Source organism: Chryseobacterium sp. MIQD13, assembly GCF_050496705.1.
In the GTDB taxonomy this organism is placed as follows: Bacteria; Bacteroidota; Bacteroidia; order Flavobacteriales; family Weeksellaceae; genus Chryseobacterium.
Map to the genome: position 1 here is coordinate 324,790 of NZ_JBNWAF010000001.1, position 24,609 is coordinate 349,398.

Genomic DNA, 24,609 nt, shown 5'->3' on the forward strand with positions numbered 1-24,609 from the left:
AAAACGACAATACTAATTTTGTAATGCAATTATTTATTCAATTAAAGATGAAGAAACTAAGTACAGTTTTTGTATTAATTTTATTATTAAAAATCACTACAGTTATGGCACAGGACAATAAAGCCAGAATATTGGTTCTCATCCATTCGGATAATGGAGGAACCTATGAACTGGCAAAAGAAGTAGCATCCGGTATCGAGAGTAATAAAAATGCTACAGCAGTGATTAAACAGGTAAAAGAATCCCAAAATCCAAAGCTGAAAAATATTCCTGTAGCATCAGTGAATGAGCTGCCTTCTTATGATGGAATTGCTTTCGGATCTCCGGTCTATTTTGGAAATATCAGCACAGGAATGAGCGAGTTTCTGTCTAAAACAGTTAATTTATGGACCAATCATTCACTGGAAGGAATGCCTGCAACTGTTTTTATGTCTGCAGGAAGCGGAGCAGGAAAAGAGCTTGCCCTTAATGCCTTCTGGAATACTTTAGCCGTTCACGGAATGGTATTGGTTTCCAACGGGATCAGAGGAACCGAAAATATCAATAAAACAATTCCCCAGGGGAATACGGTTTTAGGAGTAACAAGTATGGCATCATTGAAAGATATTGAACGACCTACAAAAGATGAACGCGGACTGGCAGAACTTCAGGGAAGAAATTTTGCTAAAACTGCTCTGGCTTTAAAAGGTACATTTTCTAAAAAGCAAATAGCAGCTGCAACCCCGGAAAAAACCCAGGATGTTAATGATCTTCTGAAACAGAAAAATATTATTCTGCCACAGGTTCCACAGCCTGCCGGAAATTATAAACCTTTTGTACGTTCCGGAAACCTTGTATTCATCAACCAGGTTGCCTTGAAAGAGGGAAAAATTTTAAATCCCGGAAAATTAGGTGTTGACGTTAATGAGCAACAGGTAAAAGAAGCAACAAGAGCAACAATGCTTAACGTTATTGCTGTTTTAAAAGAAGCTGTAGGTGGAGATCTCAACAGGGTAAAACAATGCGTGCAACTGACAGGTATTTTCAATACAAAAGACGATTATACGAAACATGCAGACCTGATGAACGTAGCATCGGATCTTACAGTAGAAGTTTTTGGAGAAAAAGGGAAACACGCCAGAGCTACTTTAGGAGCTTCATCTATTCCTGTGAATTCTTCAGTGGAAATACAGGCTGTTTTTGAAGTAGAATAGATTCTTTGTATATAAAACTTTAGATCTGCTTAATCTGCACAATCTGAGAGACAAAAAAAGAAAAAATCAATTTTAAACTCTCTCAGATTGTGCAGATTAAGCAGATTTTTATTTTATTAAGCTTATTTAGACTTTGCTTTTTGATATCTGAGAACTTCGGAAATTATTTTTATGCTTTTCTCCAGCTGTTCTTGAGAAAGTGAGCCATAACTGAGCCTGAATCCGTTAATGATATTATTATAACTATACTGTTTAGGATGAATAATTTTAATGCTTTTTTCCAGCAATGAAGCTGTTGCAGTATCCCAGTTGAGATCTTCTTTTGGAACAATCCAGAAAGCAAGACCTCCTTCAGGTAGGGTGAAATCAACAATATCTTTCAAATATTTTTCCAACAGGCTGTATACAAAATCTCTTTTGTTTTTATAATGGACGGTAGCTTTTTTAATATGTTTTTTTACGGCTCCCTCTTTTATCAGCTGCATAACTGCCTGTTCCATAATTACATCACCCTGAACATCAATGATTTTCCTCAAATCACCTATTTTCTGAAGCAGATTTGGATTTTTGGATGCCAGATAACCAATTCTTAAAGCCGGAGCAACTACTTTGCTCAATGTACCTACGTAAACATAGCTGTTAAGTTCAGCAAAACTGGAAACGGGAAGAATAGGGCGGTAACCAAAATGAAACTCATTATCATAATCATCTTCGATAATAGTAATTCCATGGTTGTTTGAGAGTTCTATTAATTTAAGTCGTCGTGCTAAACTTAAAGTAACCGTTGTAGGATATTGTCTGTGAGGAGTAATATATATGGCTTTTATATTTTTGTTTCCGGTTAAAAGTTTCTCAATATCTTCAATACTGATTCCTTCATCATCTACTGCAGCAGCCAGTAATTCTGCTCCTGCATACTCAAATGCTTTCCAGGCCGGTTTATATCCCGGATTTTCTACAATAACCTGATCTCCTTCCTTTAAAAGACACTGAGCAGTCAGGAACATAGCCATCTGACTTCCTCTCGTAATCGAAATTTCATTTTCGCTGATATGCATTCCCCGCTGATGATTCAGCATTTGAGAAATGGTTTTACGGAACTCTGTGTCTCCGTGTTCATTTCCATAACCCATCATCTGCCATTTCGCTTTTCGGTTAAAGATCTGCCGGTATGCTCTCGCCAGTTCAGTAACCGGAGCTATTTTGCTATCCGGATGCCCATCATCAAAATTAATTATTGCTGTACTAAATGCTGATGAATCATCTTCTGTTTCCTTACTTCTATTGTCCGGAGTTTCATGCAACGCCGGAAGCCTGTCAGATACAAAGATTCCTTTTCTTTCTTTAGAGACCACCCATTCCTCATTAATAAGCACCTGATAGGCTTCAACCACAGTATTCCTGTTAATCTTCAGCATTGTTGCAAGATTTCTGCTTCCAGGAAGTGTATCGCCTGCTTTGAGCCTTCCGGAACGTATATCCGTAATAATAGTATCTGCAATCTGCAGGTAAACCGCTTTTTCAAGCTTTTTATCTATTTCAAATTCTAATTTCCAAGGACGAAGCATCTGGACTACCAATTAATATAAAAACTGAATCATTTAAACAGTCCAAATGTAAGGTAATTTTGTCAGGCAATAAAGCACAAAACATATAAAATTTTAAACATCATGGACAAGAAAAATTTCAGCTCAAAAGATTTTCACGAAACGTTTGCAAGACCAAAGTATGTAAAACCAACCCATCTGATCCATAAAAATGTTGAAAATGCTGGAGAGCACAACCAGTTTTCAACGGAAAGAAAACATCCGGTTTTCTTCGTAGACCTTCCAAGCAAAAATGTAAGTATGACGATTGGCGGTCTTACTCCGGGACAGCAAACCAACAGACACCGCCACACTTACGAAACTGTACTGTACGTGATAGAAGGAAAAGGCTGGACGGAAGTAGAGGATGAAAGAGTGCATTGGGAAGCAGGTGACGCTGTATATATTCCTTCATGGGCATGGCATAAACACCAGAACCTTAGTGATACAGAACCTGCCAAATATTTAGCCTGTGAAAATGCACCACAGTTACAGAACCTGGGAGTAGCCCTGAGAGAAGAAGAGGGAAGAGATCTTTAATATAACTGCATTATTAAGGGGCAGATAAAGTTTAAGTCCGTCAGGAAGATCATTCTGATTTTAAGTTTAAAACCAAACCAGCCATTATTTCTTAATTAAGTTTAAAATCTCATCATAAAAGTATGATGATGAAAGAGAGATTTTTAAACTCAACGATAACTTAATTTGATCTCCTGACGGCTTAAATTTTCTTAAAAGATTCTGCAAATCATTTTAAATTTAAATAAACAAAACATGAAAAATATTCCATTCAAAGGAATCATTGCTTATCCCATTACGCCTTTCGACGAGAATGAAAAAGTAGATATTCCTCTTTTTAAAAAGTTAGTAGAAAGACTTATCGTTTCCGGAAGCCACGGAATTGCGCCATTAGGAAGTACAGGAGTAATGCCTTATTTATCTGATGAGGAAAAAGAAGCCATAACAGAAGCTTCCATACAACAGACTAACAGAAGAGTTCCAACATTGGTTGGAGTATCCAATCTTACAACAGAAAAAACTATCCATCATGCCAGATTTGCTGAAAAAGCCGGAGCTGATGCCGTAATGATTATCCCAATGAGCTATTGGAAACTGACAGATGATGAAATCGTTGCTCATTATGATGCAGTTGCCTGTAAAATTTCAATTCCCATCATGGCATATAACAATCCGGCAACCAGTGGGGTAGATATGTCACCGGCCCTTCTCAAAAGGCTTTTGGAAATCCCGAATGTTACCATGATCAAGGAAAGTACAGGAGATATCCAGAGAATGCATTATCTGAGAAAAGAGCTTGGTGAGGAAACTGCTTTCTACAATGGTTCCAATCCTCTGGCATTATCTGCGTTTACTGCCGGCGCAAGAGGATGGTGTACTGCAGCCCCCAATCTGATCCCGGAGCTGAATGTAAATCTGTACAATGCTATTGAAGGAGGAGATTTGGAAAAAGCAAAAGATATTTTCTACAGACAGTTTGATCTTTTGAAATTTATTGTCAGTAAAGGATTGCCAAGAGCAGTCAAAGCAGGTCTGAATATTTTAGGAGAAGAAGGCGGAAATTTAAGAAGCCCGCTAAAACCTTTGACAGAAAAGGAAACGGAAGAGCTTAAAAATATTATTAAAACCCTTTTAAATTAATTTAAACCTTATGAAAAAATCAGTTTTTTATCACGCAGGATGTCCTGTATGTCTAAGTGCGGAACATGATATTGTTAATCTTATCGGTACAGAGAATGTTGAAATTGTACATTTAGGAAACGACAGAAATAAAATTGCAGAAGCAGAGAAAGCAGGTGTAAAATCTGTCCCAGCTTTGGTAACGCCGAATGGGAATGTTCTGCATATTAATTTCGGAGCATCAATGGAGGATGTGAAGAAATAAAAATTACTGGCGGCTTCGAGAATATCAGCCGCCTTTTCCTTTCATATTGATTAAATTTTTTCGTTTAAATTATACAATGAAGATATTTATTCTGTGTAATTTTACATAATGCAGATCAAACCATCCAGGCATTTGTCATCTTATATCCGGCATTACATCTTTTTGGAGGATGCAGGAAGTAAATGTAAAAACCTCAGGTTATTTACTGATGGCAGCACTGGATTGATTTTGTCAGGGAGTCAGAGCCTTTATACAGGTATTTCAAAGGATCATCTTCCGCCTTCTTTTTTCTATGGACAGCCTGCCGGGTACAAAGATTTTACTGCAGAAGGAGCATTTTCTATGATTGCTGTAGTTTTTCAGCCTTATTTCCTTAATATGCTTCTTAAAATCTCTTCAAAAGAAGCCAAAAACCAGATTATTTCAGCTGAAGATATTTTAAAATATGAATTGTTACCATTTCAGGAATACCTTTTAACAGGAAAAGATCCTGAATTTATTATCACTCAACTGAATCATTTCTTTACGAAATTCCTTGCCGGGAAAATCAGTTCCGATCATGAGCTGATCAAAGCTGTTCAGCAATTAATGCTTAAAAACAAAGGCTCAGTTTCTTCAAAAGATCTGGAATTGTTCACCGGATATTCCGAACGGCATCTTGAAAGAAAATTTGAGCATTATATGGGTTTAACCCCTAAAAAATACGGAAGTATCGTCCGTCTTCATCATTTCATCAATCTCATGAAAAAAAATGTTGACAATGAAAGTACTGCAGGGCTTTCTCATGATGCAGGCTATACCGACCAGTCCCATTTAATCAAAGACTTTAAAAATAATATCGGCCTTACTCCAAACCAGTATTTAAAAACAGAAAATAAACTGGCTGTCAATTTCATTGAGTTACGATAAGAATGTCGGTTTTTTACAATTTTCGGAAGAATCCGCATGCTAGTTTTGTAGGAAAAAAAGATGAACAATCTCAAAATTTCAACAGTCCAGTTCGAAAATAAAAGCGGGGACAAAGAATATAATCTTTCTGTAATAGAAAAACTGGCGGCTGAAGCAGCTGCCAAAGGTTCACAGGTTATTGCTTTCCACGAATGTTCAGTTACCGGTTATACATTTGCCAGAAATCTTTCAAAAGAGCAGCTTCTGGATATTGCAGAGCTGATTCCTGAGGGAAAAAGCATTCAAAAATTACAGCAGATTGCTGCTCAACACAATATTACCATATTGGCGGGGCTTTTCGAAAAGGATGAAAATGATGCTATTTTCAAAGCTTATGTATGTGTTGATCAAACCGGATTGAAAGCCAGATACCGAAAGCTTCATCCATTCATCAATCCTCATCTGACTCCCGGAAGTGAATACTGTATTTTTGATCTTCACGGATGGAAATGTGGAATTCTGATCTGTTATGATAACAATATTATTGAAAATGTACGAGCAACAAGGCTTTTGGGAGCAGATATAATCTTTATGCCGCATGTGACTATGTGTACTCCCTCCACAAGACCGGGAGCAGGGTTTGTAGATCCTGAATTATGGAAAAGAAGAGAAACTGATCCAACATCACTTCGTCTGGAGTTTGACGGAATGAAAGGACGGGACTGGCTGATGAAATGGCTGCCTGCAAGAGCTTATGATAATGGAATTTACGTAGTTTTCTCAAATCCTATCGGTATGGATGACGATCAGCTCAAAAACGGTTGTTCGATGATCATTGATCCCTTTGGAGATATCATTGCAGAATGCCGCTCATTCGAAGACAGCTTTGAAACTGCTGTTTTTACTGCCGAAAAACTTACTCAGGCCGGAGGAAACAGATATATTAAAGCAAGAAGACCTGAACTCTACAGAGAGATCATCGGTATGGAGCATTACTCGGAGCAGAAAGTAGTCTGGATGAAGGATAAGAATCTTTAAAATAAAACTATTGGATTTAATGCAAAAGAACAGAAATCTTACGTAAACAAACTATTATTATTCTGATAATAAACTAGAATTTAAATAATTTTTATAATACAATAATTCATCGGAAATTTGCATAGTCAAACACAACAAAATCCAATCTAATGAATTATCAAAAAGAAATACAGATTAATACAAATTCTGCTGTAAAAGGCAAAGGACTTCCTGCAGCACTGTGGGCATTAACAATAAGTGCTTTCGGAATAGGAACCACAGAATTTGTGATCGTGGGACTTCTTCCTACCGTGGCAGGAGATTTAGGCATCAGCATTCCTTCGGCAGGGCTTCTTGTGAGCTTATATGCCATTGGGGTTGCTATCGGAGCACCCATTCTTACAGCACTAACAGGGAAAATACCCCGCAAAACACTATTGATTTCAATTATGGCCCTATTCGTTATAGGAAACGGACTGGCTTCCATTGCTCCGGGATTTATAACGCTGGTAATGGCAAGAATTCTCACCGGATTTGCACACGGGGTTTATTTTTCAATCGGTTCCACTATTGCTGCATCCCTGGTTCCTGAAGAAAAACGGGCTACAGCCATTTCAATCATGTTTGCAGGACTTACGCTTGCCATTGTAACAGGAGTTCCTCTGGGAACGTTTATCGGACAGCATTTCGGATGGAGGGCAACTTTCATAGGTGTTTCCATTCTGGGAATTATTGGTTTGGTGGCCAGTATGCTTCTGGTTCCGAAAAGCCTCAAAAGCGACCAGACAGCTTCTTTAAAAAGCCTGCCAAAAGTATTCGGGAACAAACGTATGATCTTTGCATTTTTAATGACTGCAATGGGGTATGGGGGAACGTTTGTGGTTTTCACTTATCTGTCACCAATCTTACAGGAAATTACAGGATTTCAGGAATCTACCGTTACTTTTATTCTTCTTATTTATGGAATTGCAATTGCTCTGGGAAATCTTCTGGGTGGAAAAACAGCCAATAAAAACCCTTTAAAAGCACTTCTGTGGATGTTTGCAGCACAGGGACTTGTACTGCTTGCTTTCTATTTTACAGCACAAAATCAAATCTTAAGCATTATTACGTTATTTCTTTTAGGCGGCCTGTCATTTGCCAGCGTACCCGGACTTCAGCTTTTGGTGGTGCAGATCGCAGAAAAAGAGCTTCCGGGTACAGAAGATGTAGCATCAGGAATCAATATTGCTGCTTTCAACATTGGGATTGCTATTGGCTCTTATACGGGAGGTATTATTGTAACTTCGAGTTTAGGACTGGCAAGTACGCCATGGATAGGAGCTTTATTTCTGTTGGCAACCGTATTGATCACAATTTACAGTATTCGTTTGAGCAAAGGTCAAAAATAATTTCACCTGTTTATTATATTTTCAAAAGACTGTCTTTTTTAAGGTGGTCTTTTGGTTTATATATTTAGGTATAATCTCGGCTTTATTATATCTCATGAATTTCTGAATCCGTAAACACAAAAAATTTTCCTCCTTTGGGAATATTTTTGGTATCCAATCCGGTAAATTCACTGAATGCAGGAAGTAACAGCTGGCTTTTCGTCTGTACAAAACAAGGAAGTCTGATACTTTTCACAGAAGAATTCAGGACAACACCGGGATGAATATGTCCCGTAATCTGAAATTCTGAAAATTGTTCATCAAAATCGTGAATAAAAGTAAAACCGTCAATCGTAAGAGAATCAGAACTAAAGTTTAAACAGAGCTTTTTTTCAAGTGCCGAAGATAAACGGTCATGATTTCCTTTAATGAGGTAAAAATGAAGATCCGGGTACTGATTCCGCCAGCTGCAAAATTCATCTACATCAGAATTGTCTCCGGCATGAAGCAAATCTCCGACGACAATGAATTTTTCCGGCTGAAAATACTCGATAAGAACGGAGAGTCTTTCGAGATCGCTTTTCATGATATGATTGGCCAGGGCAATGCCGTTTTTTCTGAAATGCGCTGTCTTTCCTATATGAAGATCAGACAGGATCAATGCTTTTTCCTTTTCCCAGAAGGCTGCCCGCTGATTGGTTAAAGTGAAAACTTCGTTGAGGAGCGTGATATTTTTTACTGTGATGTTCAATTTTTGTATGATGTATTGGTGTACAATGTATTTATGATTTTTTTTGACAATGGGTGTTATAATGAGTGAATAAGAAGGTTTGCTGTTTTAACTACCCCGTCTTTTTGCTGTGCAAAAATCCACCCCTTCAGAGAAGGGGAATTTGGGTCGAGATAAGTTTGTCATAATGTAATTTTCATGGCTTAATCTATAAAATACGAATCTCTAAGCTCGAATCCCACAACTAAAGTAATCAACCATTTTTCCTCGCCTGTTCCACCATTTTCCTGATCCTAGCATCGAGACTTTCACTTGAAAGTGTCTGCCTCAAACTGTCTACTTTGATCGGGAAACTGAGCGGTGTAAAGGTATGGGAATATTTCAAAATGATCTTTGATTTTTCGATTCTTTTAAAGGCTTCCACAAGACGCTGCTCCTGAAGCTGCATATTGAAAACTTCCGTATAGGCCTGTCTTACAAGGAAATGATCGCGGTCATAGTCTTCAAGTACTTTGAAGATAAGCCCTGCGGAGCTTTGCAGTGATTTATTGGAGCGTTGTTTTCCTGCATAATTCTGGATCACCATGCCTGAAATTACTGCAATATCCCGGAATTTCCGTCTTGCCATTTCTGCAGAATTGATACTTGCGATAACGTCATTCATCAGATTTTCACGGGTCAGGATCTTTTCCAGGTTATCTTCATGTAAGGGAATTTCTTTGTCGCTGAACAGTTCAAAACCGTAATCGTTCATGGCCATAGAAAACGAAATAGGAGCCAGTTTGGAAATGCGGTAGGCAATGAGTGCAGCCATTACTTCATGCACGAGACGGCCTTCAAACGGATACATAAAAAGATGGTAACCTTCCCGGTTTTTGATCAGCTCTACGAGGAATTCATCATCTTTTGGAATGTGGGAATTTTTTTCCTGATTGACCAATAACGGATGTAAAAATTTCAGTTCTTTTTCTGAAGCTTTCGGGTTTAAGGCATGAGATAGCTTTTCCCTTAGAAAATGTCCTAAATTTGAGCTTAACGGCAGTCTTCCGCCCAGATAACTCGGAGCCAGGGCTTTTCCTTTTGCTGACCGGACATAAACCGTCATATCTTTGATCATAGCTACTTCAAGAGTCCGGCCGGCGAGAATAAATTTTTCTTCTTTTTTTAATCTGGAAATAAAATATTCTTCTACCATTCCGATATAGCCACCGGAAATAAATTTAACCTTAAGCATGGCATCACTCACAATAACGCCCGTATTCATGCGGTGAAGCATGGCAATTTTCCTTGAAGTCACCTTGTACAGGCCATCTTCCATAATTACTATTTTATGGAATTCTTCGTAGCTTTTTAAAACACTTCCACCAATGGTAAGGAAATCCAGGATGCTTTTCCATTCTTCCGCTGTCATTTCCTGGAAAGCAAATACTTTTTTTATCCTTTCAAAGGTTTCATCGGGATAAAACCCATCACCGAGTGCCAGAGTCATCAGAAACTGGACCAATACATCGAAACATAAAACCTGTGGTTCGCGGGGTTCTATTACTTTTTGCTTCACGGCTTCCTTTAATGCTGCCACTTCAATCAGTTCAAGGGAATGAGTGGGGACACAGTAAATTTTTGAGGTTTCAAAAGGGGAGTGCCCGCTTCGTCCGGCCCGCTGCAGGAACCTAGCGACGCCTTTTGCGGAACCTATTTGTATGACAGTATCTACGGGTTTAAAATCTATTCCGAGATCTAAGGAAGAAGTGGATACAACGGCTTTCAGTTTTCCCGCACTTAGATTTTCTTCAATCCAGATCCTGAGGTGGGCATCAATAGAACTGTGATGAATGGCGATCTGGCCTGCAAAATCGGGATAGGCATCCAGTAAAAGCTGGTACCACATTTCACTCTGGCTGCGGGTATTCGTAAATACAATGGTAGATTTTGAATCGAGGATAATCGGGACTATTTTATCAGCTAGTTTTGCCCCTAAATGTCCGGCCCAGGGAAGGATTTCAATTTCATCAGGAATTACCGGAAGAATATCTATTTTTTTGTATTCTTTTGCTGTGATTTTTGTTTTTTTGATGTCATAGGGGAGCAGAACATCCATTGCTTCATCAAGGTTTCCAATAGTTGCCGTGATTCCCCATATTTTCATTTTAGGGACATATTTTCTCAGCTGGGAAATGGCAAGCTCTACCATAACACCACGTTTTGATCCCAACAGCTCATGCCATTCATCTACTGCAACACATTTCATATGCTGAAAGAATCGCTCATGATTTTTCTGGCCTAAAAGCAGGTGAAGACTTTCCGGGGTAACCACCAGTATTTCCGGCATATTTTTTACCTGCTGCTGTCTTACTTTAGGGTCGGTATCTCCATTCCGTACGCCAACGGTCCAGTCGAGGCCTATTTCATCCATAGCTTCCTGCATAGCTTTGGCAATATCTTTAGACAGGGAGCGGAGCGGGGTGATCCAGATCATTTTCAGGCCTTTTTTATAAGCGTCCGGATTGTTCATGAAATCTGAAACCAGGGCCAGGAAAACAGAAAATGTTTTTCCAAAACCTGTAGGCGCTACAACCATTCCGCTGTATCCGTTTCCGAATTTCTGCCAGGTATCGATCTGAAATTTGAATGGGGATATACCTTTATCAGCCATCCACTGCTGAATGACCTTAAATCCGTTGGTATTTTCAAATGCTTTCAAATTACTGGATCAGTTTTTTTATTTCTTCTAGTTCATCAATTTCATCTACAGTTTTATCTTTCCTCCACCTTACAATTCTTGGAAATCTCAGGGCAACACCGCTTTTGTGCCTGCTGCTGAAACCTATGCCTTCAAAAGCAATTTCAAAGACCAGTTCAGCCTTTACTGTGCGTACTGGACCGAACTTTTCAATGGCATTTTTGTTGACGAATTTACTGACTTCCATGATCTCTTTATCCGTTAATCCGGAATAGGCTTTGGCAATAGTAACCAAAGAATCTCCGTTTTTTACGGCAAATGTATAATCGGTGTAATAGGCGCTTCTTCTGCCGCTTCCTTTTTGGGCGTAGATAAGAACGGCATCAATGGTTAAAGGACTTACTTTCCACTTCCACCAGTCACCTTTTTTCCTTCCGGAATGATAGGGCGAGTTTTTTTGTTTCAGCATAAGACCTTCACTGTTGATCTCCCTTGATTTTTCACATATGGTATTGAGATCTTCCCATTTTTCAAAATTAATGACCTGGGATAATTTAATATTCTGAGGGGGTTCGTTCAGCAATACTTCTTCCAGCATAGCCCGTCTGGCTGCCATCGTTTTTTCCCGGAGATCGGTTCCTTCCAGCTCCAGCAGATCATATGCAAAGACTTCAATAGGAATATCCACCAGCATTTTCTTTGTTAAAGTTTTCCTGTTTAATCTTTTCTGTAATTCGTTAAAATTTAAAACATTAGAATCCTTTACCGCAAGTATTTCTCCATCTAAAACAAAGTTTCCTTTCATTGCCTGTACTGCTTCTTTTATTTCCGGAAACTGGTCTGTTACCAACTCTTCGCCTCTTGACCAAATGAAAACTTCATCATTCCTCCGGATGATCTGACCACGGATTCCGTCCCATTTATATTCTATCTGCCAGTCTTGGGGATTTCCAAGTTCTTCCAGCTCTTTTTCCAGCGGATAAGCCAGACAGAACGGATAAGGTTTTGAGTTATCCGGATTGATATTTTCTGCAGAGATCAGTTCCTGAAACGAAACCTCGCCGGGAATCCATTTTCCCATAAGGCTGTGAGTAAGCACACTGGATTCCTGAGAAGTAAATTTAGTAAGGGCGTTGATCAACGTTTTATCAGAAACGCCGATGCGGAAACTTCCTCCTAATAATTTATTGAAAATCAATCTTTCTGTATAATCCAGACCGTTCCATGACTGTAATACAAATTCTTTTTTTTCAGCTTCTGATTTATCTTTTAAATTAACAATATCAGTCATCCACTGGGAAAGGGTACGGTCAATTTTTTCTGATGGAGGCGGAAGAATGAGCGAAATGGTTTCTCCGAGGTCTCCCACTGAAGAATAGCTTTCCTGAAAGAGCCAGAATGGTAGTTGTGCTATCTCCAGGGCCCATTCTTTCATATAATTGGTATTGACGTTTCTTTTTGGTCTTTTTCCGGTAAACAGCGCAATGAACCATACTTTATCTTCGTCCGGAGCACGTTCCAGATAATCGATAATGGCATCTATTTTAGCATTGGTCTTATTGGTAGTTTCCAATGCATTGATCAAATCTGCAAAATGTTTCATGGCTCCGGATTTTCAATGATTTCTTTTTCAGCCTCTTCTTCATCTTCGCCGAACTGGGTTTGTACAACATCTGCTTTAATCCCAATTTCATTTAGATATTTTGAAAAAATCTCAGTCTGTCCGTGGGTTACGTGTACAATTTCCGCTTCTGTGGCTTTTACAGCCTGCAATAATCCTTTCCAGTCTGCATGATCGCTCATGGCAAATCCTGCGTCTGCACTGCGCCATCTTCTTGCCCCGCGAACCTGCATCCAGCCAGAGCAAATTGCAGTGGCCGCATCCGGTATTTTCCGGATAATACTGCTGTCTAAAAGTGCCGGTGGAACAATGACAATTTCATGCTGGACTTCTTTTACATTTTCCCGGAAATCTGCAATTTTATAGTCCGGAAGGTCTATTCCTACAGATTCAAAAGCTTCATTGAGTTTTCCTATGGAGTAGTGAATGTATATTTTTCCAAGGCCTTCCACGGCTTTCATTATACGTTGGGCTTTTCCAAGAGAATATCCTATAAATACTGATGTTTTCGAATTTTCCTGGTTTTTAAGGACCCATGTCTGAAGTTTTTTGTTGAGATCAGGAACGTCCAGCCAGTTATAGATCGGCAGCCCGAAAGTGCTTTCTGTAACAAATTCGTTGCATTTTACCAGTTCAAACGGTGTACTCAGACCGTCTTCCTGTACTTTATAATCTCCGGAAATTACAGTTACATATCCTTTATATTCCAGTCTCACCTGTGCTGATCCGATGATATGTCCGGCCGGATGCAGCGAAACTTTTACACCATTTATAACTACAGTTTCACCATATTCTACGCTCTGACATTCAATATCAGGCCCTATTCTCTGATACAGAATTGGTTTTGTATAGTGATGGCAAAGGTATTTTTTCATACCCCAGCGGGCGTGGTCGGCATGTCCGTGTGTAATGACGGCTAGATCAACCGGCCTCCACGGGTCAATATAGAATTTTCCCTGTGGACAGTAAATGCCTTTCTTTGTAAATGTTATCAGTTTCAAATGGAAATATTTTGATTTTTCTATAAAATTTATGAATTTATAGAGTTTTGGTTATATTTTAACCTCAAAAACCTGACCAAATCTTATTTTCTGTGAAAATATTAAACAGTTTTTAAATTAAATCCTCAATATCAATTTTATTTTGTAATTTTAATCTACCTACTAGTAAATAGATTTATGAAAACCAAAGATAAAATTATTGAAATCGGAAATAAATTTCTGACTGAAAAAGGTTATAATGCCTTTAGTTATGCTGATATAGCCAAAAGCATCAATATAAAAACATCGTCTATACATTATCACTTTCCCTCCAAAGTAGACCTATGTCTGGCTATTATTGAAATGCATCAGCAGCGTATTCTGAATCTGAAATATTCGCAGAATGAACTTTCGGCAACAGAGAAGCTTCAGGGTCTTTTTAACTATTATCTGTTTCTTATTGATAAGCAGCAGATCTGCCTGACGGGTACTTTAGCATCCGACTATAATTCACTGGATGAAAAGATCACAGAAAAGCTGAAAGAATTTAATGAAACTATTTTATTGCATACAACAGCCGTCTTAGAATCCGGTATTGATAAGAAGGAATTCCGGATGATCAAGAGCAGCCGGCTAAAGGCTTTGGAAATTTTATCTATGCTGGTTGGACTGGCCCAAATAGGAAGACTGTATACGAAGGATGAAATTCAAATTTTAATGGATGAAATTATTAACAATCTAAAACTTGAAAAATGACTTTTTATCAAAAATTGAGTAAATACGGGACAAAGTTTATTGGACAGCCAAAATTGTTTAAATGGGCATTTAATTTATCCCCTATGTACCGCAGAAGTACTGCCAAAATACAATCTGTTTCTGAGGACTTATCAAATATCTGCATCAAACTCCCTATTAGTTATAAGAACCGGAACTATATGGGAACTATTTTTGGGGGCAGTATGTTTTCTTCAGTAGACCCAATACCAATGGTACAGCTGATATATCTCACAGACCACAAATATGTCATATGGGACAAATCTGCGGAAATCTTTTTTAAACGTCCTGCTCATATTGATCTTTATGCAGATTTTATTTATACAAAGGAAGAACTAAAAGAAATAGAAGAGCGGATAAAAACCGAAAATGAGATTGTCATTGTTAAAACAACACAGCTTACAGACAAAAATAAGCAGACCCTATACTGCGAAATAAAGAAGACCATCTATATTGCCGATAAAAGTTTTTATAAACAAAAGCGGGAACTGAAAAAACAGGCATCCTAATAAATCAGTTTAAACTGAACTTTCCAACAATAAAACATTGAACTTTTCACCAATAATCTTTCTTCTGAAACCTCTGAAATTTGTATCTGTAACAATAAGAAAACAAAATGAGCAAAACAATTTTAATTACAGGTGCAGCAAGCGGTTTCGGAAAGATAGCTGCTTTCGATCTTGCCAGAAAAGGGCATAAAGTGATTGCGACTACACAGGTGTATCCGCAAATGAGTGATTTAATTCGTGAAGCCGGGGAACAGGGAATTGAACTGACAGTTGACAAACTAGACGTAAAGAATTCACAGGATATCAGTTATATCTTAAAAAAATATGATATTGATATTCTGATCAGCAATGCCGGTATCATGGAAGGTGGGCCTATTGCAGAGCAGCCATTGGAATTTATCCGTTCGATGTTTGATGTGAATGTTTTCGGCGGACTGGAGCTTGCTCAGGGTTTTGTGAAAAAGTTCATCGATCAGAAAAAACCGGGAAAAATTGTCTTTACCACTTCAATGGGAGGTTTATGGACAGTTCCTTATGTAGCAGCTTACTGTGCTTCAAAGCACGCGATGGAATCTATTGCGGAAGGTTTAAAAACTGAGCTGGCTCCATTCAATATCAAAATTGCAACGTGTAATCCGGGAGTTTTTGGAACCGGCTTTAATGACAGGGGAGTAGACTCTATTTTCCGCTGGTATGATCCGAAGGTGAATTTCACTCCGGAATCTGCTTTTGACGGTGTTGCTGAATCTCTTGCCCATCAGCTCGATCCGCAGTCTATGGCTGATGTAATTGTTGATGTAGCACTGGATGAGAATTCCAACTTCAGAAATGTTCATCCTAAGGAAACGGAAGATTTTGTAAAACAGCTTCAGGCTGATGCGTGGACTGCAAAAAGCTAAATGATGAATATCACATACGAACAGGCTGCAAAATCACTTAATGCAGCCATAGAAAAAGCAAGATCGATGAATATTCCGGTAAGTTTAGCCGTTGTGGATATGGGAGGGCATCTGGTAGCGCTGGCGAGACTGGACAGCGTGTACGGCGTTATTGATTTTGCCCTGAAGAAAGCCAGGACAGCAGTAATGTTCGGGATTGACAGTGATGTGATGGGGAGTATTATCGGAGGAGCGGATATTCATGGATATGGTATGCTGAATTCCAATGAAGGACTTCTCACCATTGCAGGCGGAGTAGTGATCAAAGATAAGGAAGGGAAAATCATCGGAGCGATAGCCTCTTCTGGCGGAACTCCTGAACAGGACAAAGAGATTGCTGCGGCAGGTGCTGCTGTTATGGCTTAAATTTCAGATATTTGTACTATGGAGAGAACTTCTGAGATCATATTCGATAAACTGGTGTATTCATGCGCTTTTGAAACTTACAGGGGACATGAGGAATTTATTCCTGATCATTTTCTGGGTTTTCAGCTGTCTGGCGAGACTCATGCTTTCCATGACAAAGGGAAAACTATTATCAGGGAGAATACAGTTGTTCTGGTCAGAAAAAATCAGCTGATCCGTACGATAAAATATCCTTCAAAGAATGAGAAATACCAGTTTGTTTCCATTACTCTTGATCAGGAGACGCTTCGCGAGTATGCGGCAGAAAATAAGATGACAGTATCAGAAAAATTTCCGGACAAGGAAAAGCTTTTCTTTGAGCCTGATGAGTTTTTCAAAGGATATTTTGTATCTCTGCTTCCATATATCAATAAAACAAAAACAGCAACTTCCAGACTGGCGGTTTTAAAAATGAAAGAAGCTATAGAGCTGATTCTCCAGAACAATCCTGAATTTAAAAACCTGCTTTTCGATTTTTCAGAACCTCATAAGATTGATTTGAAGGAATTCATGAATAAAAATTTCATGTTCAATGTCCCTGTGGAAACATTTGCAAGGCTCACCGGGCGCAGTCTTTCGGGTTTTAAAAGAGATTTCAGCAAGTCATTTAATAATACGCCAAAACAGTGGCTTAAAGAAAAAAGGCTGGAGGAAGCATATTACCAGATCCGTCATAAGAACAAAAAGCCATCTGACATTTATCTGGAGCTGGGATTTGAAAATCTATCCCATTTCTACTATTCATTTAAACAGAAATTTGGACTTACCACCAGTGAAGTTTAAGTTTAAAAACACTAATAATAAGAAAGGAGCAGTTGGTAATTGCTCCTTTTGCTGTTAAAGTATCTCGTATTTCTGTTCCTATTTTTTCAGATAATTGATAATGCCAATTACATCATCTTTACCAAAGCCGTTATCGTGGGCGGCCTGGTAAGTTTCATTCAAAACTTTTGATAAAGGAAAATCGGCTCCGGCATTTTTGGCAAGAAGAATATCTTTTAGCATCAGATCCAGTGCAAAAGCAGGATCATACTGATTATTGATGAGCATAGGCGTTTTCACTTTGGTAGCGCCACTTCCGCTGGCGCTTTCATTAATAATTTCAAGCATGGAGGTACGCTCAATTCCCAGCTTATCTGCAAGCAGGACCGTTTCTGCCAATCCCTGGTAAATAGTGGAAAGAAAATAGTTAATCGAAAGTTTTCCGGCTATTCCTTTTCCATTTTCACCTAAATGTTTTACCGCTTTTCCAAGCTTTTCAAAATAAGGCATAGCACGCTGCAGGTCTTTCTCTTCTCCACCGGCCATAATGATCAGGGTACCTTCTGCTGCCGGTCCTGTACTTCCTGCAACAGGTGCATCAATGAAAGAGGCTTCCTTTATCTTGACCGCTCCGCTTAATTCTGCTGTAGCCTGAGGGGAAATGGTGCTCATATCTATAAAAAGTTTTCCTCTGATATCTGATTTCAGTATCTCTTCATAAACAGCTCTAACGGCATGGTCATCAGTAAGCATGGTAAATACGATGCTGCTGTTACTGATAAGATCAGGCATTTGATTATAAACAATTGATTTCTCTTTAAAATCTTCAGATTTTTCGGGTGATCTGTTATAAACTGAAAGCGGGAATCCTGCCTTTTCAAGATTTTTAGCCATTGGATGGCCCATATTCCCTAATCCGATAAATCCTATGTTTTCTGTCTCCATATTTTATTTTTCAGTGAATTAAATAAGACTTTTAGATAAAGCCTAAAAATGTAATAATGTAGGTATGTTTTGAATCAAAAAACCGACCAAAAAGAGCATTCTGATATTAAGTTTGGATTATCTTTCCAATAATTTATTTATATAATAAATATATAATACTTTTCTGATAATTTTTAAAACCGGGAAAACTTACAGAAATTTGCAGCAAATAAAAAAATCAATGAAGATCATAGATATCGAAAAATGGAACAGGAAAGAGCATTTTGAATTCTTCTCAAAAATGGCAAGCCCGTATTTTGGTTTTACCACTGAAGTAGATTGCACAAAAGCCTATGATTATGCAAAAGAAAACAGCCATTCTTTTTTCGCTACTTATCTTCACAGATCTATGATCGCTGTAAATGCAGTGGATGAACTTAAACTGCGGATTGTTGATGATCAGATCGTTTTATATGATACCATTCATGCGGGAAGTACTATTGCAAGGGCAGATGGCACTTTCGGTTTTGCATTTATCCCTTTCTCGGAAAATTTTGATCTGTTTAATGAAGCGATGCAACAGGAAATAGAAGCTGTACAACATTCTACCGGGCTTAGACTAAATAATGGTGATCTTGGCAAAGATCTGGTCAGACATACTACAATTCCCTGGAATTCTTTCAGCGCATTGCTGCATCCTACCAACTTTAATAATTCTGAGTCTGTTCCTAAAATTACATTCGGAAAGTTCAGTATTCGTGATGGTAAGAAGTTTCTTCCTGTTTCTGTGGAGGCGCATCACGGGCTTGCGGACGGTCTTCATCTTGCAAGATATATGGAAGAGTTTCAGAGACAGCTTGATATATGAGCTAAGCTTGTTCCGGGATCTGAAGATTGGATTCTCAGGTTTAATTTAAGCAACTTATGTTACACTTTCAACTCTCTGGCATAAAATATAATTCCCAAAAAAGATTGATTCAGATCATAAAAAACAAAATCTGTATCTGCTACATTTGTTTTAAATAAATAAATGAGCGACTTATAACTACACTTATTGATAAGAGCGACGTGGTACATATGTGGTATTTTAATTCAGTATAATTTTAATCATTTTTTCTTTCTTTGTTTCATTTAAAATAATTAAACATACAAAATGTATTTATTATACTATTGAATCAGAAATTTATGAAATATAAATAAAGCCTCAGTATAAAATAGCTGTTATCATAGCTCAAGGAGAGATTTTGTACTGGTACAAAAAATAGTGTATCAGAAATAAGTAGAGATGAGAAAAATATTATGAAAAACGAAAAACCGCAATCCAATTTAGAAGATTTGAACCAAAAGATTTTAATGCAGGACGAGATTATAGCATTGGCTAAGGAAAATTCTCCACGCCTGCTCAATAAATTCAGATTAGTTTACCCTGATTTTTTTGATAAAATCACCAAAGTACAGACCAGTCTAAAAAATTCTGAACTGATTTTCTGCATTTACCTAAAACTCAACTTTACGACTAAGGAAATTGCAACTTATACTTTTGTGACTCCAAAAGCCATTCAAAACAGAAAAAACAGAATCAGGAAAAAACTTAATATCCCTTCTGAAATGGATATCTATAAGTGGTTTAATGATCTTTAATTTTTTTTGTATCAGACTATATTTGGATTACTGCTTTGTCCAGATCATGATAAAGCAGTATTTTCCATTGCTGTTCTGCAGCTTCTTTCTGCCATTTCAGCCTTAATTCCATTGCTTTTCTGCCATCAAAATCACTTTTATAGGCCAAATGATATTTCAGGTAGGATTCCTGCGGAAGATTATCTGCACCGTAAAAAACAGTTTCTCCATCTTCCCTGATCCAGAAAACCTGCATAAAAGGAGTATGTCCACCAACTACTTCAAAAGAAATTTCATCATTAATTTTACCCTGATCCTCATCCATCCATACAATATTTTGCAGGGTGATCAACTTTTCCAAAATATCAGCATCAAAAGAAGGATTTCCTTTATTCTCCATAGCAAAGGCCAGTTCACGTTTTTGGATATAAGTTTTTGCATTTGGAAATGCTGGACGGAAACCATTTTCAGCTTTTTCAATACTCCCGTCAATATGATCTTTGTGAAGATGGGAAAACAACAGTTTGGTGATCTGCTCAGGTTTGATGTTTTCTTCTTCTAATACTTTAGAAATAACAGTTTTTCCATCAGTATCTTTCCACCCGATACCTGCGTCAAGAAGAATATAATCATTAGCTGTTATAATCAGAAAAGGCTGTACCGACATTTTAATTCCTTTAACCGTATCAAAGTTTTCGTCTGTTAAAAGAGTAAAATCTTTTGTTTTGCTAGCTGAGAAATTGCCTTCTTTAAGCGGGATAATTTTCATGCTGCAAATTTCCCTAATATTTCTAAAACCTGAAAGCCTTTTCTTCAATAGGAATCATTGGAAAAAACAATGATGTTACCAGCTGTTCAGTCCGTTTTCCATAGCTTTAATGTAATGTTCTTCATCAAAAGAGTAGAGGTCAGGTGCTTTATGGGCTCCGCCACGTCTTTGTTCATCAAGTTTTTTCAGAATTCCCAGATTTTTTATTTTTCTGTAAAAATTTCCCCGGTTAAGCTCTCTTCCCAAAACGGCTTCATATAACTTCTGCAACTCAGGAAGTGTAAATTTTTCAGAAAGAAGGTTCCGTCCGATAGGGATTGCCGCAATTTTCTGTCTTAGTATGAGGAGAGCTTTTTCAATAATTTCACGATGATCCATTGCAAGTTCAATGTCATTCAAACTGCTGAGGAAAATCCACTCACATGCTTCACTGTATTTATCCGGAATGATATTAAATTTTGATGGATTATAAAGCGCATAATAACCTACAGAAATGAAACGCTGTTTCTGAAAAAGAGTTTCATCAAAATCTTCAAAATAGGATTCACTTCTGTTTTTCTTTCCGAATACTCCAAATTCTTCAAGATAAATATCTGCCACACCGGTTCTTTCGTGGAGGATTCTTTTTACGGCTTCATCCAGATCTTCATCTTTTCTTACATAGCCGCCGGGAAGCAGCCACTTTTTTCTGTAATTGGTTTTTAAAAGCAGAACTTTAAGTTCATTATGCTCAAACCCAAAAATAACAGGATCGGCAGAAATATGAGGCAGAAAAATCTCTTTGGCTTCAGCTGATTGCTGTAAAAGTTGTTGTTTTGAATCCATGGAACCAGTATAAATGTGCTTTATCACAAATTTGCTGAAAAAAAATGAAATTCCATTAAAAATCCTTTCAATAAAGACACTTAAAATACATTTGTTTAAATAATCCAACAAAAAAATCCAACTGCAAAATATTAACAGGTCTTTTCCCGTTAAAAATAAACAAAAAACACACGGCTTATTTTTCTATAAAGCCATTACTGAAGAAAAAACCTCCCAATTTCCTGTTCTTGAATTTATTTTAAGATTAAATGCCATAGTTGATTGAAAGAGGCCGTTTCCAGTAAGCTGTCTCTTTTTTTTAAATTGATTACCTTTGATGATCTTTAGAGGGATGCTCTGTTTCAATTTTCCTTGAATAATTAATTGTTAACAGTCTGAAAATACGTTCTTCTACATCCATTCTATATGTAAATTTGAAATAAATTCTAACCGTATCATGCAGGCAAGCTCATCTCCCGGCATTTCCCGTGCTGTAATCTGGCTTATGGCTATTATTTCAGGTCTGGTAGTGGCTAATAATTATTATAACCAGCCCTTACTGGCTCTTATTTCCGACGATCTCCACGTTTCTGAAAGTGCAGCAAGCAAAATTTCCGTACTTACCCAGATAGGATATGCTCTTGGGCTTTTGCTGCTGGTTCCTCTTGGGGATAAATTCTTTCGTAAAAAATTAATTTTATTTGATTTATTTCTTGTATTTGGATCTCTGCTCTGGATGACTTTCGCTACCGAATTATGGATGCTGTATGCGGCAAGTCTTCTGATAGGGGCTACTTCGGTAATTCCGCAGCTGTTTGTACCTATCGCAGCAGAGCTTTCTTCCGACAAAGAAAAATCTTCCAATATCGGGCTCGTAATGTCCGGACTTCTTTTGGGAATCCTTTTATCGCGCTTTATCGGAGGAATTGTAGGTGAACTCTGGGGCTGGAGAACTATGTTCGGTATTGCAGCAGGCTTAATGGTCCTGGTTTGGCTGGCTGTCTATAAAATGCTTCCGGAAATGCATCCTAATTTCAAGGGAACTTATAAAGAACTGATGTGTTCAGTTGTTCATCTTGCAAAAACACAGCCTATCCTGCAGTTAGCTTCATTCCGTGGAGCAATGGCTTTCGGATCCATGTGTGCATTATTCACAACGCTTGTTTTTCATATGGAAAAACCGCCTTTCAATGCGGGCTCTTCTGTAGTGGGAAGCTTTGGTTTGGCAGGAGCAGTAGGAGCATTGGCAGCTGCAAAAGTTGGAAAACTTCAGAAATACCTGGATATCAATAGAATCATATTGTATTCACTTTGTATTGTGGTGGGAAGCTGGGCTTTTACCTATTTTGCAGGCGAAACTTACTGGGGATTGATTGTTGGTGTTATTTTGGTTGATCTTGGAGTACAGTCAAGCCATATTATGAACCAGACCAATTATTTTTTAATTAAATCCAACGCTGTCAACAGGTTGAATACTGTTTATATGGTTTCTTATTTCATCGGGGGGTCACTTGGAACATGGCTGGCTTCTATGGCATGGCAATATGCGCAGTGGGAGGGAGTATGCTTTGTGGGAACTTCCTTTGGGTTGTTAGCGATCATAGCTCATGTACTGTTTTGTAATAAAGTAAATACATCTCAATCTTAAGTCTGGCTTCCGGTCTCACTAAATCTTATCAATATTTCCCTGAGCTAAGTCCCTGTGCTTATTTCCCCATTTTTCCAGTTCTTCCCAGATAGGAATCAGTTCTCTGGCTATATCAGTAAGCTCGTAGTCTACTCTTGGAGGAACTTCAGCATGAACGGTTCTTTTTACCAACCCTTCCTTTTCCAGTTCTCTCAATTGAAGAGTAAGCATTCTTTCTGTGATTCCGCAGATCTTGTCACGGACTTCACTGAAACGCAGCTTTCCGTCTTTTAATCTGTTTAGAATCAACAATTTCCATCTTCCGCCAATCTTACATACCGCATAGGAGAGATCACATTCCTGTATGTACTTTTTGTTGATGTTATTCGTCGAATTTTCCTTTATTTTCCTCATAGCTTACAAATTTGTTAGTACCATACAATTAGCTGTATACAGTGCAAATGTAAGGTTTGAAAATTAATTTTGTCCTCAGAAACTGAAAATAACTAACAGTTCGGGAACAATAGCGCTCAAATTCCCTTAAAAAATATCATTAATTAAAACAAAAAAATAATGGAGTTAACATCACCAATAAAGCAGATCATCAATCATTTAGAAAAAATACAGTCATTCAATGCAAAGGATTCATTGGATGATACAAGGAAATACCTTGAAACAATGACACTCCAGCTCAGCGGAGAAAAAGAATCTGTTGCAATGATAGAAGAACTGAATGTTCCTATGAAAAACCACCAGATTCCAATCCGCATTTATCGTCCGAAAGGGAAAAGTATACAAAAATCATCGGCGATTATTTACATACACGGCGGATGGTTTATTGCCGGAAGCTTTGAAACCCATGATGCTGTCGTAAGAAAATTAGCAAATAAAACAGATGCAGCCGTGATCTTTATTGATTACCGACTCGCTCCTGAACATCCTTTTCCTGCAGGATTAAATGACTGTGTCGACATCGTAAAATGGGTCAGCAATAATGCTGAATCTCTGGGAATAGATAACAACCAGATAGGAATTATAGGAGACAGCGCTGGCGGAGCCCTTGCAGCCAGTGTTTCAACACAGGTAGGCGAGCTCCTGAAATTTCAGGTATTGATTTATCCGGCTGCTGATAATCAGCTCAATACAGAATCATGGAAGACCTATGAAACAGGCCCTGTTCTCAACAAGGAAGGTGGTATCCAGGCATGGCAATGGTATCATCCTGAAGGCGCAAGCAATCCCAATCCGCTAGCTGTTCCTGCTTTAATAGAAGATTTTAAAAATACACCGCCTACACTAGTTTTCATAGCAGAGCATGACGCATTAAGAGATGAAGGTGAAGTGTTGGCACAACATATGAAAGATGCAGGGATTCCAGTTCACACCCATTTTTATAAAGATATGGTCCACGGATTTATGCATATGGGAGAGGTGCTGAATGAAACACAGCAGGCTGTAAATGAAATGGCAGCTTTTGCTCATCAACATCTTAAAACTATAGAAAAATAG

Annotated in this window: 25 protein-coding genes; 16 read left to right on the forward strand and 9 right to left on the reverse strand. The window is 38.1% G+C overall.

The genetic code is table 11. The features are described 5' to 3' along the window. The first annotated feature begins 47 nt into the window (after positions 1-47). Entirely contained in the window at positions 48-1,193 is a 1,146-nt protein-coding gene (locus tag ACQWU4_RS01540) for an Atu1372/SO_1960 family protein (RefSeq protein WP_429934002.1), read from the forward strand. Between the two features lie 122 nt (positions 1,194-1,315). On the opposite strand, the gene ACQWU4_RS01545 is transcribed toward ACQWU4_RS01540, so the two are convergent. Beyond that, on the reverse strand, positions 1,316-2,761 hold the full coding sequence (locus tag ACQWU4_RS01545; protein WP_429934003.1) for a PLP-dependent aminotransferase family protein: 1,446 nt from the start codon (positions 2,759-2,761) through the stop codon (positions 1,316-1,318). Positions 2,762-2,863: 102 nt separating this feature from the next. On the opposite strand from ACQWU4_RS01545, the gene ACQWU4_RS01550 reads away from it, so the two are divergent. The 6 genes from ACQWU4_RS01550 to ACQWU4_RS01575 all read left to right on the forward strand — a co-directional run bounded on the left by ACQWU4_RS01550 (position 2,864) and on the right by ACQWU4_RS01575 (position 7,978). Beyond that, positions 2,864-3,319: a cupin domain-containing protein gene (locus ACQWU4_RS01550; protein ID WP_429934004.1), complete on the forward strand. Its 456-nt coding sequence runs from the start codon at positions 2,864-2,866 to the stop codon at positions 3,317-3,319. Positions 3,320-3,553: 234 nt separating this feature from the next. Further along, positions 3,554-4,438, forward strand: a complete 885-nt coding sequence (locus ACQWU4_RS01555; protein WP_429934005.1) for a dihydrodipicolinate synthase family protein — start codon at positions 3,554-3,556, stop codon at positions 4,436-4,438. 10 nt (positions 4,439-4,448) lie between these two features. Beyond that, on the forward strand, positions 4,449-4,682 hold the full coding sequence (locus tag ACQWU4_RS01560; protein WP_429934006.1) for a thioredoxin family protein: 234 nt from the start codon (positions 4,449-4,451) through the stop codon (positions 4,680-4,682). 108 nt (positions 4,683-4,790) lie between these two features. Continuing rightward, a complete protein-coding gene (locus tag ACQWU4_RS01565; protein WP_429934007.1) occupies positions 4,791-5,591 on the forward strand; it encodes a DUF6597 domain-containing transcriptional factor in 801 nt (266 codons plus the stop codon). Between the two features lie 60 nt (positions 5,592-5,651). Beyond that, positions 5,652-6,608, forward strand: coding sequence for a nitrilase family protein (locus tag ACQWU4_RS01570; RefSeq protein WP_429934008.1), 957 nt, complete (start codon positions 5,652-5,654; stop codon positions 6,606-6,608). Between the two features lie 149 nt (positions 6,609-6,757). Then, a complete protein-coding gene (locus tag ACQWU4_RS01575) occupies positions 6,758-7,978 on the forward strand; it encodes an MFS transporter (RefSeq protein WP_429934009.1) in 1,221 nt (406 codons plus the stop codon). An 85-nt stretch (positions 7,979-8,063) separates the two neighbouring features. Here the strand turns inward: ACQWU4_RS01575 and pdeM are convergent, their stop codons facing one another. The 4 genes from pdeM to ACQWU4_RS01595 all read right to left on the reverse strand — a co-directional run bounded on the left by pdeM (position 8,064) and on the right by ACQWU4_RS01595 (position 13,989). Then, entirely contained in the window at positions 8,064-8,708 is a 645-nt protein-coding gene (pdeM, locus tag ACQWU4_RS01580) for a ligase-associated DNA damage response endonuclease PdeM (protein ID WP_429934010.1), read from the reverse strand. A 232-nt stretch (positions 8,709-8,940) separates the two neighbouring features. Then, positions 8,941-11,388 carry a ligase-associated DNA damage response DEXH box helicase gene (locus tag ACQWU4_RS01585; RefSeq protein ID WP_429934011.1) on the reverse strand — a complete coding sequence of 816 codons (2,448 nt, stop codon included), beginning with the start codon at positions 11,386-11,388 and terminating at the stop codon, positions 8,941-8,943. 1 nt (position 11,389) lies between these two features. Next, complete coding sequence (locus ACQWU4_RS01590) at positions 11,390-12,970, reverse strand: ATP-dependent DNA ligase (protein WP_429934012.1); 1,581 nt, start codon at positions 12,968-12,970, stop codon at positions 11,390-11,392. After that, a complete protein-coding gene (locus ACQWU4_RS01595) occupies positions 12,967-13,989 on the reverse strand; it encodes a ligase-associated DNA damage response exonuclease (protein WP_429934013.1) in 1,023 nt (340 codons plus the stop codon). Before ACQWU4_RS01595 ends, ACQWU4_RS01590 begins: the two co-directional genes overlap by 4 nt. A 177-nt stretch (positions 13,990-14,166) precedes the next feature. Here ACQWU4_RS01595 and ACQWU4_RS01600 point away from each other — a divergent pair, with 177 nt between their 5' ends. The 5 genes from ACQWU4_RS01600 (at position 14,167) to ACQWU4_RS01620 (ending at position 17,377) form a co-directional block, all read left to right on the forward strand. Further along, positions 14,167-14,724, forward strand: a complete 558-nt coding sequence (locus ACQWU4_RS01600; RefSeq protein ID WP_429934014.1) for a TetR/AcrR family transcriptional regulator — start codon at positions 14,167-14,169, stop codon at positions 14,722-14,724. After that, entirely contained in the window at positions 14,721-15,251 is a 531-nt protein-coding gene (locus ACQWU4_RS01605) for a DUF4442 domain-containing protein (RefSeq protein ID WP_429934015.1), read from the forward strand. Before ACQWU4_RS01600 ends, ACQWU4_RS01605 begins: the two co-directional genes overlap by 4 nt. Positions 15,252-15,358: 107 nt before the next feature. Beyond that, positions 15,359-16,150 carry an SDR family oxidoreductase gene (locus ACQWU4_RS01610; RefSeq protein WP_429934016.1) on the forward strand — a complete coding sequence of 264 codons (792 nt, stop codon included), beginning with the start codon at positions 15,359-15,361 and terminating at the stop codon, positions 16,148-16,150. Further along, positions 16,151-16,555, forward strand: coding sequence for a GlcG/HbpS family heme-binding protein (locus ACQWU4_RS01615; protein WP_429934017.1), 405 nt, complete (start codon positions 16,151-16,153; stop codon positions 16,553-16,555). It begins immediately after the preceding gene. 18 nt (positions 16,556-16,573) lie between these two features. Next, positions 16,574-17,377: a helix-turn-helix domain-containing protein gene (locus ACQWU4_RS01620; protein WP_429934018.1), complete on the forward strand. Its 804-nt coding sequence runs from the start codon at positions 16,574-16,576 to the stop codon at positions 17,375-17,377. Between the two features lie 78 nt (positions 17,378-17,455). On the opposite strand, the gene ACQWU4_RS01625 is transcribed toward ACQWU4_RS01620, so the two are convergent. Then, the gene (locus ACQWU4_RS01625) at positions 17,456-18,301 is read right to left on the reverse strand and encodes an NAD(P)-dependent oxidoreductase (RefSeq protein ID WP_429934019.1); all 846 of its coding nucleotides are present in this window, start codon (positions 18,299-18,301) and stop codon (positions 17,456-17,458) included. 220 nt (positions 18,302-18,521) lie between these two features. On the opposite strand from ACQWU4_RS01625, the gene ACQWU4_RS01630 reads away from it, so the two are divergent. Together ACQWU4_RS01630 and ACQWU4_RS01635 are read left to right on the forward strand one after the other, a co-directional pair. Next, the gene (locus ACQWU4_RS01630) at positions 18,522-19,148 is read left to right on the forward strand and encodes a CatA-like O-acetyltransferase (RefSeq protein ID WP_429934020.1); all 627 of its coding nucleotides are present in this window, start codon (positions 18,522-18,524) and stop codon (positions 19,146-19,148) included. Between the two features lie 431 nt (positions 19,149-19,579). Further along, complete coding sequence (locus ACQWU4_RS01635) at positions 19,580-19,921, forward strand: helix-turn-helix transcriptional regulator (RefSeq protein ID WP_429934021.1); 342 nt, start codon at positions 19,580-19,582, stop codon at positions 19,919-19,921. A 16-nt stretch (positions 19,922-19,937) separates the two neighbouring features. On the opposite strand, the gene ACQWU4_RS01640 is transcribed toward ACQWU4_RS01635, so the two are convergent. Further along, positions 19,938-20,669 carry an MBL fold metallo-hydrolase gene (locus ACQWU4_RS01640; protein ID WP_429934022.1) on the reverse strand — a complete coding sequence of 244 codons (732 nt, stop codon included), beginning with the start codon at positions 20,667-20,669 and terminating at the stop codon, positions 19,938-19,940. A 75-nt stretch (positions 20,670-20,744) separates the two neighbouring features. Beyond that, complete coding sequence (locus ACQWU4_RS01645; RefSeq protein ID WP_429934023.1) at positions 20,745-21,494, reverse strand: NUDIX hydrolase; 750 nt, start codon at positions 21,492-21,494, stop codon at positions 20,745-20,747. Between the two features lie 436 nt (positions 21,495-21,930). Here ACQWU4_RS01645 and ACQWU4_RS01650 point away from each other — a divergent pair, with 436 nt between their 5' ends. Next, positions 21,931-23,121, forward strand: a complete 1,191-nt coding sequence (locus ACQWU4_RS01650) for an MFS transporter (RefSeq protein ID WP_429934024.1) — start codon at positions 21,931-21,933, stop codon at positions 23,119-23,121. 18 nt (positions 23,122-23,139) lie between these two features. On the opposite strand, the gene ACQWU4_RS01655 is transcribed toward ACQWU4_RS01650, so the two are convergent. Continuing rightward, complete coding sequence (locus tag ACQWU4_RS01655; RefSeq protein ID WP_429934025.1) at positions 23,140-23,514, reverse strand: winged helix-turn-helix transcriptional regulator; 375 nt, start codon at positions 23,512-23,514, stop codon at positions 23,140-23,142. Positions 23,515-23,673: 159 nt separating this feature from the next. Between ACQWU4_RS01655 and ACQWU4_RS01660 the strand changes: the two genes are divergently transcribed. Then, on the forward strand, positions 23,674-24,609 hold the full coding sequence (locus tag ACQWU4_RS01660; protein WP_429934026.1) for an alpha/beta hydrolase: 936 nt from the start codon (positions 23,674-23,676) through the stop codon (positions 24,607-24,609).

Bases quoted from the DNA above. Each gene is read 5' to 3' on its own strand.
- ACQWU4_RS01540 (WP_429934002.1), top strand. From the start codon at position 48: ATGAAGAAACTAAGTACAGTTTTTGTATTAATTTTATTATTAAAAATC.
- ACQWU4_RS01645 (WP_429934023.1), bottom strand. From the start codon at position 21,494: ATGGATTCAAAACAACAACTTTTACAGCAATCAGCTGAAGCCAAAGAG.
- ACQWU4_RS01660 (WP_429934026.1), top strand. From the start codon at position 23,674: ATGGAGTTAACATCACCAATAAAGCAGATCATCAATCATTTAGAAAAA.
- ACQWU4_RS01625 (WP_429934019.1), bottom strand. From the start codon at position 18,301: ATGGAGACAGAAAACATAGGATTTATCGGATTAGGGAATATGGGCCAT.
- ACQWU4_RS01610 (WP_429934016.1), top strand. From the start codon at position 15,359: ATGAGCAAAACAATTTTAATTACAGGTGCAGCAAGCGGTTTCGGAAAG.
- ACQWU4_RS01600 (WP_429934014.1), top strand. From the start codon at position 14,167: ATGAAAACCAAAGATAAAATTATTGAAATCGGAAATAAATTTCTGACT.
- ACQWU4_RS01550 (WP_429934004.1), top strand. From the start codon at position 2,864: ATGGACAAGAAAAATTTCAGCTCAAAAGATTTTCACGAAACGTTTGCA.
- ACQWU4_RS01560 (WP_429934006.1), top strand. From the start codon at position 4,449: ATGAAAAAATCAGTTTTTTATCACGCAGGATGTCCTGTATGTCTAAGT.
- ACQWU4_RS01565 (WP_429934007.1), top strand. From the start codon at position 4,791: ATGCAGATCAAACCATCCAGGCATTTGTCATCTTATATCCGGCATTAC.
- ACQWU4_RS01620 (WP_429934018.1), top strand. From the start codon at position 16,574: ATGGAGAGAACTTCTGAGATCATATTCGATAAACTGGTGTATTCATGC.
- ACQWU4_RS01650 (WP_429934024.1), top strand. From the start codon at position 21,931: ATGCAGGCAAGCTCATCTCCCGGCATTTCCCGTGCTGTAATCTGGCTT.
- ACQWU4_RS01655 (WP_429934025.1), bottom strand. From the start codon at position 23,514: ATGAGGAAAATAAAGGAAAATTCGACGAATAACATCAACAAAAAGTAC.
- ACQWU4_RS01570 (WP_429934008.1), top strand. From the start codon at position 5,652: ATGAACAATCTCAAAATTTCAACAGTCCAGTTCGAAAATAAAAGCGGG.
- ACQWU4_RS01630 (WP_429934020.1), top strand. From the start codon at position 18,522: ATGAAGATCATAGATATCGAAAAATGGAACAGGAAAGAGCATTTTGAA.
- ACQWU4_RS01590 (WP_429934012.1), bottom strand. From the start codon at position 12,970: ATGAAACATTTTGCAGATTTGATCAATGCATTGGAAACTACCAATAAG.
- ACQWU4_RS01605 (WP_429934015.1), top strand. From the start codon at position 14,721: ATGACTTTTTATCAAAAATTGAGTAAATACGGGACAAAGTTTATTGGA.
- ACQWU4_RS01575 (WP_429934009.1), top strand. From the start codon at position 6,758: ATGAATTATCAAAAAGAAATACAGATTAATACAAATTCTGCTGTAAAA.
- ACQWU4_RS01615 (WP_429934017.1), top strand. From the start codon at position 16,151: ATGATGAATATCACATACGAACAGGCTGCAAAATCACTTAATGCAGCC.
- ACQWU4_RS01635 (WP_429934021.1), top strand. From the start codon at position 19,580: ATGAAAAACGAAAAACCGCAATCCAATTTAGAAGATTTGAACCAAAAG.
- ACQWU4_RS01545 (WP_429934003.1), bottom strand. From the start codon at position 2,761: ATGCTTCGTCCTTGGAAATTAGAATTTGAAATAGATAAAAAGCTTGAA.
- ACQWU4_RS01555 (WP_429934005.1), top strand. From the start codon at position 3,554: ATGAAAAATATTCCATTCAAAGGAATCATTGCTTATCCCATTACGCCT.
- ACQWU4_RS01640 (WP_429934022.1), bottom strand. From the start codon at position 20,669: ATGAAAATTATCCCGCTTAAAGAAGGCAATTTCTCAGCTAGCAAAACA.